At 68.4% G+C, this 12866-nt stretch carries 18 protein-coding genes; 11 read left to right on the forward strand and 7 right to left on the reverse strand.

The window, feature by feature from the left end; genetic code table 11:
- The first annotated feature begins 11 nt into the window (after positions 1 to 11).
- The 3 genes from NCO8_RS06920 to NCO8_RS06930 are packed head-to-tail and all read left to right on the forward strand — an operon-like array spanning position 12 to position 1780.
- Complete coding sequence (locus tag NCO8_RS06920; protein ID WP_067637386.1) at positions 12 to 620, forward strand: acid phosphatase; 609 nt, start codon at positions 12 to 14, stop codon at positions 618 to 620.
- A 35-nt stretch (positions 621 to 655) separates the two neighbouring features.
- A complete protein-coding gene (locus NCO8_RS06925) occupies positions 656 to 1096 on the forward strand; it encodes a GNAT family N-acetyltransferase (protein WP_067637542.1) in 441 nt (146 codons plus the stop codon).
- 6 nt (positions 1097 to 1102) lie between these two features.
- Positions 1103 to 1780, forward strand: a complete 678-nt coding sequence (locus tag NCO8_RS06930) for an endonuclease V (protein WP_067637388.1) — start codon at positions 1103 to 1105, stop codon at positions 1778 to 1780.
- Here NCO8_RS06930 and NCO8_RS06935 read toward each other — a convergent pair.
- Positions 1777 to 2220, reverse strand: coding sequence for a hypothetical protein (locus NCO8_RS06935; protein ID WP_067637544.1), 444 nt, complete (start codon positions 2218 to 2220; stop codon positions 1777 to 1779). The two genes, NCO8_RS06930 and NCO8_RS06935, sit on opposite strands and share 4 nt — an antisense overlap.
- Before the next feature lie 194 nt (positions 2221 to 2414).
- On the opposite strand from NCO8_RS06935, the gene NCO8_RS06940 reads away from it, so the two are divergent.
- Together NCO8_RS06940 and NCO8_RS06945 are read left to right on the forward strand one after the other, a co-directional pair.
- A complete protein-coding gene (locus tag NCO8_RS06940) occupies positions 2415 to 3359 on the forward strand; it encodes a diacylglycerol/lipid kinase family protein (RefSeq protein ID WP_067491720.1) in 945 nt (314 codons plus the stop codon).
- A 252-nt stretch (positions 3360 to 3611) separates the two neighbouring features.
- On the forward strand, positions 3612 to 3866 hold the full coding sequence (locus tag NCO8_RS06945) for a WhiB family transcriptional regulator (RefSeq protein WP_022567051.1): 255 nt from the start codon (positions 3612 to 3614) through the stop codon (positions 3864 to 3866).
- Between the two features lie 111 nt (positions 3867 to 3977).
- On the opposite strand, the gene NCO8_RS06950 is transcribed toward NCO8_RS06945, so the two are convergent.
- Together NCO8_RS06950 and NCO8_RS06955 are read right to left on the reverse strand one after the other, a co-directional pair.
- Complete coding sequence (locus NCO8_RS06950) at positions 3978 to 5492, reverse strand: sensor histidine kinase (RefSeq protein WP_067637390.1); 1515 nt, start codon at positions 5490 to 5492, stop codon at positions 3978 to 3980.
- A gap of 31 nt (positions 5493 to 5523) precedes the next feature.
- The gene (locus tag NCO8_RS06955; RefSeq protein WP_067491718.1) at positions 5524 to 5739 is read right to left on the reverse strand and encodes a biotin/lipoyl-binding carrier protein; all 216 of its coding nucleotides are present in this window, start codon (positions 5737 to 5739) and stop codon (positions 5524 to 5526) included.
- A gap of 148 nt (positions 5740 to 5887) precedes the next feature.
- Between NCO8_RS06955 and NCO8_RS32995 the strand changes: the two genes are divergently transcribed.
- On the forward strand, positions 5888 to 5962 hold the full coding sequence (locus NCO8_RS32995) for a 50S ribosomal protein bL37 (protein WP_022597109.1): 75 nt from the start codon (positions 5888 to 5890) through the stop codon (positions 5960 to 5962).
- A gap of 56 nt (positions 5963 to 6018) precedes the next feature.
- Here NCO8_RS32995 and rsrA read toward each other — a convergent pair whose 3' ends face one another.
- Positions 6019 to 6282 (reverse strand): mycothiol system anti-sigma-R factor, encoded by a 264-nt coding sequence (gene rsrA, locus NCO8_RS06960; RefSeq protein ID WP_067637392.1) that lies wholly within the window; start codon positions 6280 to 6282, stop codon positions 6019 to 6021.
- An 11-nt stretch (positions 6283 to 6293) separates the two neighbouring features.
- Positions 6294 to 6929 carry a sigma-70 family RNA polymerase sigma factor gene (locus NCO8_RS06965; RefSeq protein ID WP_067491716.1) on the reverse strand — a complete coding sequence of 212 codons (636 nt, stop codon included), beginning with the start codon at positions 6927 to 6929 and terminating at the stop codon, positions 6294 to 6296.
- Positions 6930 to 7129: 200 nt separating this feature from the next.
- Between NCO8_RS06965 and ybaK the strand changes: the two genes are divergently transcribed.
- On the forward strand, positions 7130 to 7621 hold the full coding sequence (gene ybaK / locus NCO8_RS06970; protein WP_067491458.1) for a Cys-tRNA(Pro) deacylase: 492 nt from the start codon (positions 7130 to 7132) through the stop codon (positions 7619 to 7621).
- 88 nt (positions 7622 to 7709) lie between these two features.
- Positions 7710 to 8018 (forward strand): hypothetical protein, encoded by a 309-nt coding sequence (locus tag NCO8_RS06975; protein WP_067637394.1) that lies wholly within the window; start codon positions 7710 to 7712, stop codon positions 8016 to 8018.
- 22 nt (positions 8019 to 8040) lie between these two features.
- On the opposite strand, the gene NCO8_RS06980 is transcribed toward NCO8_RS06975, so the two are convergent.
- Positions 8041 to 8814, reverse strand: a complete 774-nt coding sequence (locus NCO8_RS06980; RefSeq protein ID WP_067637397.1) for an SOS response-associated peptidase — start codon at positions 8812 to 8814, stop codon at positions 8041 to 8043.
- An 85-nt stretch (positions 8815 to 8899) separates the two neighbouring features.
- Between NCO8_RS06980 and aroA the strand changes: the two genes are divergently transcribed.
- From aroA to NCO8_RS06995, 3 genes are all read left to right on the forward strand, one after another.
- The gene (aroA, locus tag NCO8_RS06985) at positions 8900 to 10210 is read left to right on the forward strand and encodes a 3-phosphoshikimate 1-carboxyvinyltransferase (RefSeq protein WP_067637546.1); all 1311 of its coding nucleotides are present in this window, start codon (positions 8900 to 8902) and stop codon (positions 10208 to 10210) included.
- A complete protein-coding gene (gene rsgA / locus NCO8_RS06990; RefSeq protein WP_210740370.1) occupies positions 10207 to 11211 on the forward strand; it encodes a ribosome small subunit-dependent GTPase A in 1005 nt (334 codons plus the stop codon). The genes aroA and rsgA overlap by 4 nt, the downstream gene beginning before the upstream one ends.
- Before the next feature lie 101 nt (positions 11212 to 11312).
- Entirely contained in the window at positions 11313 to 11630 is a 318-nt protein-coding gene (locus NCO8_RS06995) for a hypothetical protein (RefSeq protein WP_225278907.1), read from the forward strand.
- Positions 11631 to 11712: 82 nt separating this feature from the next.
- Here NCO8_RS06995 and NCO8_RS07000 read toward each other — a convergent pair whose 3' ends face one another.
- Positions 11713 to 12783 carry a hypothetical protein gene (locus NCO8_RS07000; RefSeq protein WP_067637401.1) on the reverse strand — a complete coding sequence of 357 codons (1071 nt, stop codon included), beginning with the start codon at positions 12781 to 12783 and terminating at the stop codon, positions 11713 to 11715.
- Between the last annotated feature and the right edge of the window lie 83 nt (positions 12784 to 12866).

A 12866-nucleotide genomic window follows, 5' to 3' on the forward strand; every position in this document is an offset into this window, starting at 1 on the left:
ATGATGGAGCCATGTCCGCATCCGACGCCCGTTTGGTCCTGCTCCGCCACGGCGAAACCACGTGGTCCGCGCAACGGAAGCACACCAGCCGCACCGATCTGCCGTTGACCGAGCTCGGCGAGGCGCAGGCCCGCGCGGCCGGGTTGGTCGTGAAGTCCCTCGACCTGCGTGATCCGCTCGTCTTCACCAGCCCGCGCCTGCGTGCGCGCCAGACCGCCGAACTGGCCGGGCTCGCCGATATCCATGTCGACGACGAACTGGTCGAATGGGATTACGGCGACTACGAGGGCGTCACCACCGCCGAGATCCGCGAGACCGTCCCCGGCTGGACCGTGTGGACCCACCCGGTGCCCGGCGGCGAGACGGCCGAGCAGGTGGGTGCCCGCGCCGACCACGTCCTCGACCGGGCCGAGCCTGCCCTGGCCGACCGCGATGTGGTGCTGGTGGGGCACGGGCACTTCTCCCGCGTGCTGATCGCCCGCTGGGGCGAGTTCGCGGTGCGCGAGGGGCGGCGGTTCGCGATGTCGACCGGTGCGGTGAGCGTTCTCGGTTACGACCATGGGGCGCATACGATCTGGGCCCACAACCTGACTCATCGCACCGAAGGAGACCTCCGTTGACCGTGCGCCGCGCCCTCGCGACCGACGTGCCCGCGATGGTCGGGCTCGTGCACGATCTCGCCGAGTACGAGAAGGCTCCCCAGGCGTGCACACTCACCGAGGCGCAGTTGAGCGCGGCCCTGTTCGGGCCGTCACCCGCCGTGTTCGCCCACGTCGCCGAGCACGAGGGCGAGGTGGTCGGGTGCGCGATCTGGTTCCTGAACTACTCCACCTGGGACGGCGTGCACGGCATCTACCTCGAGGATCTCTACGTGCGCCCCGAAGCGCGCGGCACGGGGCTCGGTCGCGCCCTGGTCGCCGCTCTGGCCGCCGAGGCGGTCACGCACGGCTACAGCCGGGTGTCGTGGTCGGTGCTCACCTGGAACACGCCGTCGATCGAGTTCTACCGATCCCTCGGCGCCACAGCGCAAGACGAATGGACCGGGTACCGGCTCGCGGGAAAGGAACTGTCCGCGCTCGCCGCGTCGGCGCGGTGATATCGGATGCGCATAGCTCTACCGCACGATTGGCCCGCCACACCCGAGGACGCCGTCGCACTGCAAGATCGGCTACGCCCGCTGGTTCGCGCCGAAAACCCTGTGCCACCGCAATTCTCGACAGTGGCCGGAATCGATTCCGCCTACGCCGCGGACGGCACCGTTGCCACGGCGGCGGTAATTCTCGACGCGCACACCTTGGAAACCGTGGAAACGGCGGTGGCATACGGTGTTTCGACATTTCCCTACGTGCCGGGCCTGCTCGCTTTCCGGGAACTTCCCGCCACCGTCGCCGCCCTCGAAAAACTCACGCGCACACCGGATCTGCTCGTGTGTGACGCGCAGGGCCTGGCGCATCCGCGCCGATTCGGCCTCGCCTGTCATGTCGGATTGCTGACGGGCATTCCGACGATCGGTGTCGCCAAATCGGTGTGGGGCGAATACTGCGAACCCGGGCCGCGACGCGGTGACAGCAGTGCGGTGACAATCGACGGCGAGATCGTCGGCCGCGCACTGCGCACCAGGGACGGTGTGAAACCACTGTTCGTCTCGGTGGGTCATCTCGTCGACCTCGACACCGCCTGCGCCCAGGTGCTCGCGCTCACGAAGAATTTCCGGCAACCGGAGACGACTCGCGCCGCCGACCACCTGTGTCGGCAGGCGCTGCGCGCGAAGACCGGCTAGCGCTCCTCGGGCAGCTCGCCGTAGTCCTGCGCCATCCACCGGCTCGACGCGGGTGCGAACAGGGCGGCCAGGCCGCCGAGCGCGACGACGGCGAGCAGGGTGCCGTACACCGGCTGATGCGAGTCGGTCAGCAACGACCAGGCGACCGGCAGCAACAGGATCTGCGCGATGACCGCGATGGCCCGGCCCCAACGCTTGCCGCGCAGCAGCGCGATCCCGGCCGCGAGCACGCCGCCGAACAACGCGATGAACCACATGGCCGTACCGACCCCGCTGGCCACCGACTGGTCGTGGCCGGTGAGCGCCCGCACGATCAGCACGACCGCCGTGCCGACACCGGCCAGCCCCTCGAGGGTGACGATCGCACCGGCCACCCGCACCGTCGTCGGGATACCCGAGTCGGCCCTTCCGCCGTGGTCGTGCTCGTCACCCTTGGTCATGTCGCGCTCCGTCACGGCGCCCAGCGTACGACCCCGGCCCCGCACCCCCGACCCCTAGGGAGGGGCGTTCGCGGCCCGGCCCGCCGGTCAGGTGCCGCGGCGTAGGCGACGAAGGAGCAAGCCGCGGTGCCTGACCGGCGGGCCCTCCAGGGGCCGCGAACCCGCCGGGCCGCAGGCGCGGCAAGATGGATACAGTGCGGACGCTGCTCATCGTTAATCCGAATGCCACCTCGACCACGCCGGCGACAAGGGACCTGCTCGCGCATGCCCTGGAGAGCCGGACGCAGCTGACCGTTGCGCACACCCAGCATCGCGGTCACGCGGCCGAACTGGCGCAGTGGGCATCGACCCAGGAGATGGACCTGATCGTCGTGCACGGCGGCGATGGGACGGTCAACGAGACCATCAACGGGTTCCTGCCGCTGCCCCAGGTGGAAGACGATCAGGTGTGGCGGCCCCGCCTCGGGGTGATCCCCGGCGGCTCGGCCAATGTGTTCGCCCGCGCCCTCGGCATCTCCCCCGATCCGGTGACAGCTACCAACCAGCTCATCGATCTGCTCGGCCGCGACGCGGACCGCCGGATCGGGCTCGGTCTGGCCGATGACCGGTGGTTCACATTCAGCGCCGGAGTCGGCCTCGACGCGGATGTGTGCGAGGCGATCGACGCGGCCCGCGCCAAAGGTCGCAAGGCCACTCCGGCGCGCTATCTGCGGACGACGGTTCGGCAGTTCTTCCGCGCGCGCAGGCATGAACCGAGCGTCACCGTTACCGTTCCGGGACACGATCCGGTGGAGTCGGTGTATTACGCCTTCGTCACGAATTCGAGCCCGTGGACCTATCTGGAGGATCGTCCGGTTCGTACGAATCCCGGTACGACCTTCGAAACGGGCCTCGGGGTGTTCGCGATGGGGTCGATGAGTGTGACGCGCACCCTGTTGCTCGCCCGGCAGTTGCTGAGCGATAATGGAAACCCTAAGGCGGACGCACTGTTTCGGATCGACGATGTCGATTCGGTTCGCATCGATTCTCCCGGTGAGATCGGCCTGCAAATCGATGGCGACTTCATCGGAAAACGCAAGATGGTGCATTTCACATCGGTGCCGAGCGTGCTCGATGTGGTAGCCCCGAAGCCCGTCTGAGCAAGGAACTCTCGAAAAAATCTCCGGGTTGCGCTGCGAAAACCCGGAGACGCGAGTACAAAGGACCGGGCAGGTGCCCCATGTGGGCAGCCTAGAGCGTGATCTCCCCCACGGTGCGCCGCAGACCTATTGACATCTACGGTGATCGTGAAAGCATTCACAAGCAACCGTGCGGAAACATTCGAGTCGCACAAGTGAACGATCCACTAACCAGAGGTGCCCTTTGTGGCGCCCGCGCAAAGGAGCAGAGGAATGGACTGGCGCCACAAGGCCATCTGTCGCGATGAGGACCCCGAGCTGTTCTTCCCGGTGGGTAACAGCGGTCCTGCGCTCGCGCAGATTGCCGATGCCAAGCTGGTCTGCGCCCGCTGCCCCGTCACCGCCGATTGCCTGTCGTGGGCCCTGAAGTCGGGCCAGGACGCCGGCGTGTGGGGTGGAATGAGCGAAGACGAGCGTCGCGCGCTCAAGCGGCGCAACGCGCGCACCCGTACGCGTACCTCCGTCTAGGTAGACAAGACGGGCGTTACCGGGCCAGCAGCCCCGGTCCGGTAACGCATGTGAGAACCCGGCACCCATGGGTGCCGGGTTTATTGTTGCCCTACAACAGTTTTCGAAGTTCTACCGTGCGGAACGGCGACCGAGCGGAACCCGCAGCACCGCGTCGGTACCGACATCGGCACCGGGGTGCAAACCGATGGAACCGCCCAGTTCCGAGGTCACGAGCGTCCGCACGATCTGCAGGCCGAGGCGGTCGGAACTCTCCAGGCTGAAGCCGGTGGGCAGGCCACGACCGTCGTCGCTGATGATCACGTCGAGCCAGCGCGCCGAACGCTCCGAACGAATCGTCACGGTACCGTTCTGCCCGGCGTCGAAGGCATGCTCGATGGCGTTCTGGACCAGTTCGGTCAGCACCATCACCAGCGGGGTCGCCCGCTCGGCCGAGAACACCCCGAGCGAACCCGCGCGGCGCACCTTGATGCGAGCGGTGTGCACCGTGGCCACGTCGGCCATGATCGGCAACAGCCGGTCGACGACCTCGTCGAGGTCGACTTCCTCGTCCACCGACATCGACAGCATCTCGTGCACCGATGCGATCGAGGTGACCCGGCGCACCGATTCCGTCAGTGCCACTTGGGCTTCCGGGTTCTCGGTGCGACGCGCCTGCAACCGCAGCAGCGCCGCGACGGTCTGCAGATTGTTCTTCACCCGGTGGTGGATCTCGCGGATGGTCGCGTCCTTGCTGAGCAGGGCGCGGTCGCGGCGCTTCACCTCGGTGACATCGCGCACCAGCACTGCCGGCCCGGCCAGCTGCCCACCCGGCCGCATCACCAGGGTGCGCAGCAACACCGTGGCACCCCGCGCCTCGACCTCCATCCGGCGACCCGTGCGGCCCGCGAGCGCGGCCTGGATATCGGCGACCACCTCTTGCGCGTCGAAGGGGTCGGTGATGAGTGAGCGCGTCGTCACCGCCAGATCCTGGCCGACCAGGTCGGCCTGCAAGCCCATCCGGTGATAGGCCGACAGCGCGTTCGGGCTGGCGTAGACCACCTGGCCCTGGGTATCGAGCCGGATGAAGCCGTCACCCGCGCGCGGGCTGGAATGGGTGGCCGCCCGGTCTTCTGGGGTGGGGAAACTGCCGTCGGCGATCATCTGGCACAGGTCGTCGGCGGCCGACACGTAGGCCGTCTCCAGGGTGGAACGCACCCGGGAGCGCTGCAGGTCGCCGTCGCGGCTCAGCACGGCGATCACATCCTCGCCGCAGCGCACCGGAATGGCCTCACGTATCGCGTGCACCGGGCTCGCGTCCGCGGCACCGCTCACCCGCACCTCGGTGTCGGTGCGTACGGCGGCCCCGGCGAGCAGCGCGTCGAACACCTGCGGGAAGTCGGTACGCGACGCGGTGGTGCCCACCTTGTCGTCGAGGTGCACCGTCGGTGCCGTGGTCGGCCGGATCTGGGCCACGCACACCACATCGGCGCCGTCGGCGACCGGGCCCGCACCGACCCACAGCAGCAGATCCGAGAACGACAGATCGGCGAGCAACTGCCAATCGCCGACCACTCGTTGCAGATGGTCGACGGCGGTGCCGGGTAGGTCGGTGTGTTCGGCCAGGAGCTCGCTCAGTGTTGCCACGCTGGATCTACCGCTTCGTTTCTCGTGCGACTCAGGCGATGGTGGCGATCAGGTCGCCCGCCTGCAGAACCTGGCCCGGGGTGACGTCGACGGAGGTGACCTCGCCGTCCACCTCGGTGAGCACCGGGATCTCCATCTTCATGGACTCGAGCAGCACAAGGGTCTGATCGACGTGCACGTGATCACCCACCGCCACCTCGACAGCGAGCACGGTGGAGACCATCTCCGCGCGCACTTCTTCCACCATGACACCCCGTTCGTAGTCGTGTCGGCCACCGCGCTCGCGGCCGTGGCCGTATCCGCCGAAGCTACAGCCAACCACACGTGAAACAATGGCTCTCGATCAGATTGTGCTCCGCGCTGCGGCGGGGAGGACCCAGAGAAGGGAGCTACCTATGGGTAAGCGCGGACGTAAGAAGCGCAGCCGTAAGGGCAACGCAGCCAACCACGGCAAGCGGCCCAACGCCTGAGCCAGGCTCGGGACACGAAAAAGGGGCACCCGTCGGGTGCCCCTTTTTTGCTGCCGTCAGCCTTCGGTCGACTCGACCCTGGTGACGGTGATGCAGCGGTGGATCTCCACCTTCAGCCGTTCCCGCAGACCCTCGGGTGCGTGCTCGCCACCGCACTTGCGGTTGAGCAGACCCTTGATCTTCTCCTCGATGCCGTAGGCCTCGATGCAGGGGCTGCAGTGGTCCATGTGTTCCTGCAACCGCGCGCGCGTGGCCTCGTCGCATTCGCCGTCGAGCATGAGCCACACATCCGCGAGTACGGCGGTGCAGTCCATCTCCATATCGGGGTCGCTCACTTCGAAACCTCCTGGCGTTCCCCACGGTCGAATCCACGGTCGCGCGCCACCCCGGCGAGCAGACCCTTGAGTTGCTTGCGGCCGCGGTGCAGCCGCGACATCACGGTACCGATCGGGGTGCCCATGATGTCGGCGATTTCCTTGTACGGGAAGCCTTCGACGTCGGCGTAGTACACCGCCATCCGGAACTCCTCCGGCAACTCCTGCAGTGCGGCCTTGATCTCGTCGTCGGGCAGGGCGTCGAGAGCCTCCACCTCGGCGGAACGCAGACCGGTCGAGCTGTGCTCGGCGGTGGCGGCCAGCTGCCAGTCGGTGATCTCGTCGGTCGGGTACTGCGCGGGCTGACGCTGCTTTTTGCGGTAGGAGTTGATGTAGGTGTTCGTCAGGATCCGGTACAGCCAGGCACGCAGATTGGTGCCCTCCTTGAAGGACTTGAACCCCTGGAACGCCTTGACGTACGTCTCCTGCACCAGGTCTTCGGCGTCGGCCGGATTCCTGGTCATCCGCAGGGCGGCGCCGTAGAGCTGGTCGAGCATCGGCAGCGCGTCGCGCTCGAACCGGGCCGCCAGCTCGGCTTCGTCGACTTGCGCGCCGGACGCCTCGGTAGGCACCACGTCATCGTCGCTCGTCACACCAATCCCTTCGATCGCCGTAGCCACCGAATCTACCGGCAGCACGGTGTCGATGGGCAATCGCACGTCCCCCGACGCGAGGGGACGCTCCTCGAGCAGCAGTGTCACTATCTCTCCTCACGTTGTCTCGGGGGTGTCACTGCTGTGCAACAGGCACTCCCCCGGCTGTGTTCCCGATCGGCCGGTTTTAGGGTGTGCTCATGGCTGCCGCGTCGACGCCCGCGATCAAGGTGCTCACCGCTGCGAAAATCGCGCACGAGGTCCACTCCTACGCCCACGACCCGCGTGCGGACTCCTATGGCGCGGAAGCTGTCGACGCGCTCGGCGACGCACTGGGGGTGGTGGCCGCACAGGTCTTCAAGACCTTGGTGATCGAGCTCTCCACCGGCGCGCTCGCCGTGGCGGTGCTTCCGGTGCCCGCCAAGCTGTCGCTCAAAGCCGCCGCGGCCGCGCTCGGTGCGCCGAAGGCGAGCATGGCCGACAAGACCAAGGCCGAACGAACCACCGGATACGTACTCGGCGGAGTCTCCCCGCTGGGGCAGCGCAAAAAGCTGGCAACCGTCGTCGACGCCTCGGCACTGGAGTGGGACCGGGTGCTGTGCAGCGCGGGTAAACGGGGCCTGGAGATCGAGCTCGCCCCCGCCGATCTGGTGCGCGCGGCGGGCGCGGTGACGGCGCCGATCACGGCGTAGCAATCCGATCACAGTCTCGTTCCGAATCCACTACCGACGCATTCCGCGCCCGGTACGACCGATTCGACCCGAGGATGTGATGCGAAAAATGTCCACTCGCTCGACGATCGCCACCCTGTCCCTTGCCCTGATACTCGGCTTCGGCGCCGCGGAGGCCGCCGTGCCCGCCGCCGCGATTCCACCGGTGGCGCCGTCCGCACCGACCGAGCCCGGCGACTACCCGCTCAACGGCCAGGGCACCAGCCCGAAGAACGCGCCGGGAGCCGAGAAGAACGAACAGGCCGAGAAGACCGAGAACCTCGGCGGCGGACTGGCCACCGAGATCATCGACCTGGTCACCGGCGCCATCAAGTGCGGCCTGAACATCGCCACCGATTCGGTGCCCTGCCCGCTCTGACGTTCGCGGCGGCCGGGCACGATCACAGCAGTGTGGTCTGCCCGGCCTCTTCGTCGGGAACCAGCAGTTCGGGACCGTTGTTGCGCACGTTGTTCACCAGTGTGGACACCGGTCGCGCGACGATATTCGCCACCTCGTCCGCCGCGGGCCCTCCGAGCAATTCGGCGGGCGCCGGGTGGTCCGGATCCAGCCAGGCTTCCCAGTGCTCACGCGGCATCGGTAAGGGCATGCGGTCGTGGATGCGGGCGAGCTCGCCCACGGCGTCGGTGGTGAGGATGGTGCACGACATCAGCGGTTGCGCGTCGGGCTTGCTCCGGTCGCGCCACACCGACCACAGGCCGGCCATGTAGATCCGCGAACCGTCGGCGTGGGACATGAAGAACGGCTTCTTGACCGCCTTGCCCTTGCCGGTCGGAGCGGGTTCGACGAGCCACTCGTACCAGCCGTCCATGGGGACGAGGCACCGCTTGGACTTGGCCGAGTCACGGAACGACGGTGCCGTGACGATCTTGTCGGCCCGGGCGTTGAACAGCGGTTTGCCCTTGGCCGGAACACCCGGCTCGGCCGCCTTGGTCCAGTGCGGGATCAGCCCCCAGCGCATCCGGCGGATCCGCAGGCGCGGATCGTCGTCGGGGTGGTCGTGCTCGTGGCGTTCGACCACGGTGAGCACCTGACTGGTCGGGGCCACGTTGTAGCTCACCGTCTCGTCGGGGTTGTCGAGGTCGGTTTCGTCGACCGCGTCGAGCTCGGCCGCCAGGCGGCCGGGGTTGGTCGTAGTCGCATATCGTCCGCACATAGCAACCATGGTGGCACCGACGTCCGACAAGTTCGGCCGACGCGGCGACGCGAGTTGGCGCACCACCGGTGTGTTCGGTCCGCACATGAGGGAGGATGGGCAGGTGAGTTTCTGGCCAGCGCCCCACATCGAGGTCCCCGTCCACGCGACCGTCACCCTGCCCGGTTCGAAATCCATCACCAATCGCGCGCTCATCCTCGCCGCACTTGCCGATGGGCCGTCCACCCTCACCGGTGCCCTGCGCAGCCGCGACACCGACCTGATGATCGCCGCCCTGCGCGCCCTCGGCACCGAGATCGTCGGCGACGCCGAAACCCTCGAGGTCACCCCCGCGCCACTGCACAGTGCCGCCGTCGACTGCGGCCTCGCGGGAACCATCATGCGGTTCCTGCCGCCCGCCGCCGCCCTGGCCACCGGCGATGTCGCCTTCTTCGGCGACGAGCAGGCCAGGCACCGGCCGCTGTCGACCATCCTCGACGCGCTGCGCAGCCTCGGCCTCGACATCGAGGGCGACGCGCTGCCGTTCGTGGTGCACGGCACCGGGACGCTGCGCGGCGGTGAGGTCACCATCGACGCCTCCGGGTCCTCGCAGTTCGTGTCGGGACTGTTGCTCTCGGCCGCCCGTTTCGAGCAGGGCATCACCGTCAACCACAGCGGCGGTGTGCTGCCGTCGATGCCGCACATCGAGATGACGGTGGAGATGCTGCGCCGCGCCGATGTCGCCGTCACCACCCCGAGCGACGTGCGCGGCGCGCAGACCTGGACGGTGGCGCCCGGCCCGATCCGCGCCGTCGACTGGGAGATCGAGCCCGACCTGTCCAACGCGACGCCGTTCCTGGCGGCGGCCGCGGTCACCGGCGGCGAGGTGAGCGTGCCGATGTGGCCGCGCGGCACCACCCAGCCCGGTGACGTGATCCGCGAGATCCTGGTCCGCATGGGTGCCGAGGCCCGCGTCTTCGACGGGATCCTCACCGTGCGCGGGCCGGAACGGCTGGCGGGCATCGATATCGACCTGCACGACGTCGGCGAGCTCACCCCCACCGTCGCCGCGCTCGCCGCCCTGGCCGATTCGCCGTCGGTGCTGCGTGGCATCGCGCATCTGCGCGGGCACGAAACCGACCGTCTCGCAGCGCTTTCCGCCGAGATCAACCGGCTCGGCGGCAATGTCACCGAGACCGCCGACGGGCTCGAGATCGTGCCCGCCCCGCTGCACGGCGGGCAGTGGCATTCCTACGCCGATCACCGGATGGCCACCGCCGGTGCGATTCTCGGCCTGCGGGTGCCCGGTATCGAGATCGAGGACATCGGCACCACCGCCAAGACCCTGCCGACCTTCGTCGCGCTGTGGGAGCAGATGCTCGCGCCTGCGTTATCGGGTGAAGGAGTGGCGCGCTGAGTCGCCGAGGACGCAGCGCGGCCAGCTACGACGAATCCGATGTGCGGGTTCGTCCCGGCAAGGCCTCCTCCCGCCCGCGCACCAAGACCCGGCCGCAGCACAACGACGCCGAGGACGCCATGGTCGTCGCGGTCGACCGGGGCCGGTGGGGGTGTGTTCTCGACGGTGACCCCGACCGGCGCATCGTCGCCATGCGGGCTCGTGAGCTCGGCCGCACCCCGATCGTCGTCGGCGACCGGGTGGGCGTCGTCGGTGATCTCACCGGCAAGCCCGACAGTCTTGCCCGGATAGTCCGGGTCGCCGATCGGCGAACGGTGTTGCGGCGCACCGCCGACGACACCGATCCGTTCGAGCGGATCGTCGTCGCCAATGCCGAGCAGTTGTTCATCGTCGTCGCCCTGGCCGATCCGCCGCCGCGCACGGGTTTCGTGGAACGGACCATGGTCGCCGCGTATGCCGGTGGGCTGGAACCGATCCTGGTGCTCACCAAGCGTGATCTGGTGGCCGAGTCCGAATTCGCTTCGGCCTTCGAGGGTTTGGGCCTGAAGATCCTGTACGCGGGGATCGACGACCCCATCGAACCGGTGGTCGAGATCTTGCGCGACCGGCTCACCGCGCTCATCGGGCATTCCGGGGTCGGCAAGTCGACGATGGTGAATCGCCTTGTACCCGACGCCTATCGGGCGGTCGGCGAGGTGTCCGGCGTGGGTAAGGGCAAGCACACCTCCACCCAGTCGGTGGCGCTGCCGCTGCCCGGTGGTGGCTGGGTGATCGACACACCGGGCGTGCGGTCGTTCGGTCTGGCCCACATCACGCCCGACGACGTGATCGCCTCGTTCACCGATCTCGCCGACGCCATCGAGGACTGCCCGCGCGGCTGCACCCATCTCGGGCCGCCCGCCGACCCCGAATGCGCCCTCGATCAGCTGTCCGGTGTCGAGCGACGGGTCGCCGCGATCCGCCAGTTGCTCACCGCGCTGATCTCCAATGAGGCGTGGTAGCACTCGATCAGCGCGCGAATGGGTCTCGGTCGGATTGCGAATTCGACTCGCGTTCGCTCGCGTTCACGACTGCGACACTCCGCGCCGGTACGGTCATGCCCATGAAGCCACCGGCGATCGGATATCTGCGCCGCGACATCTCGGGTGTCGCCCAGTCCTGGGACGAAACGCAGATCCGATCCCTAGCCGAACGCCTCGGTTACCGCTTCACCAAGACGGTGGCCTTCAGCGACCGCACCACCGATCCGCTCGGCCGCCTGCTCGACGTGGTCGCCGCGACCTCCGCCGCGGCCGTCGTCATGCCGAGCCTGGCCCACCTCGGTGACGACTTCCCCCACACCCTCCTCGCCGCCTGCGACATCGTCACCGTCGCCCCCGAGGTGACCCACACCCGCACCGCCCCCGCCTTACCCGCCTAGGAGACGAGCCGTCGCCGTCCGGCATCGCCACCGTCGACGTGCCCGTCACCACCGCCGTGCGGGGACCGGGAGCCTTCGCTGATCAGATGAGCGGGCGGTAGCGGCCGTCGGGGTCGGTGGTGAGTCTGCCTCGCCGGGTCGAGAGGGTGAGGGCGGCTTCGATGCGGTCTTCGGCGATGCCGGTGCGTTCGTGGGCGAACTGGGTGAGGGTGGACCAGACGAGGTCGTCGAAGGTGGGGCGGTTGTGCTGGGCGACATGGGTTATCGCGTTGGCGATCTCCTCGCCGCAGATCGTCTCGATGGGGCGGGTGGTGCCGGGTGGGGTGAAGCGGAAGCCGCGCCAGGTGCCGGGGTCCACGTTGGACGGCCAGACGAAGACGCCGAGCGGAGTCGCGCGCACCAGCTCCTCGGGGACCTGACCGAGCACGCAGATCTGTTGTTTCTCGGAGGGTTTCGGCACGCCGAAGCGTTGGGCGACCAGTGTCACCAGGCGGCCACGTTCGATCGGGCCCTCGATGGCGATGAGCTCGCGGACCGCGTCACGCACCCGGACGGGGATGGTCGCGGCACTGTCGCGGTCGAGGTCGACGGGTGAACCGAGCACGCTGGTCGGTGCGCTCGCGTAGGGGATTCCGGTGGGCAGCCAGTGGTGGATGCTCCGGGTGCTCGTGACCCACTCGGGCGTCTGGGCGACGGTCGCCGCGATCGGCGCCGAAGGCGGGGTGTAGGCGGCGTGCGGGAGCGGTTTCGGCGGCGTGACCGGAGGTTCGGGCCCGACGGGTGGCTGTGCGTCGGGTGCGTGGCCTGCCGGTGGCGACCCGAAATAGGAGGGACCCGAGGCGACCGGGCCGACGTGCGAGTGGCCGGGGACTACCTGCGCGGAACCCGAGCCGCCCGCATACGGGATTCCCGCAAGCGGGGTGTGCCACGTTTGCCGAGGGTAGCCGCGCCTTTTATGACGGTCGCCGATGACGAGCTGCCAGATCGACACTCCCGCGAGCGCGCACCCCGAGCCGAAGAACACCACGGCCAGGGTGATCTCGAACGGACTTCCGTTGCCGATTCCGGTGAAGTACCCGACGCTGCCGAGCAGCACCCCGAATGCCCCGGCCAGCAGCCCGACGACCCAGCCGATTCTGCCGACCCACTGCACGGCACGATCTCCACTTCCGACGGCCGACACCGTCCCCTGTCAGCGATGCGAGCAGCTTACTCCGCCGGGAATGCCCCGGACGC

This window comes from Nocardia coubleae NBRC 108252 (assembly GCF_001612805.1).
In the GTDB taxonomy this organism is placed as follows: domain Bacteria; phylum Actinomycetota; class Actinomycetes; order Mycobacteriales; family Mycobacteriaceae; genus Nocardia; species Nocardia coubleae.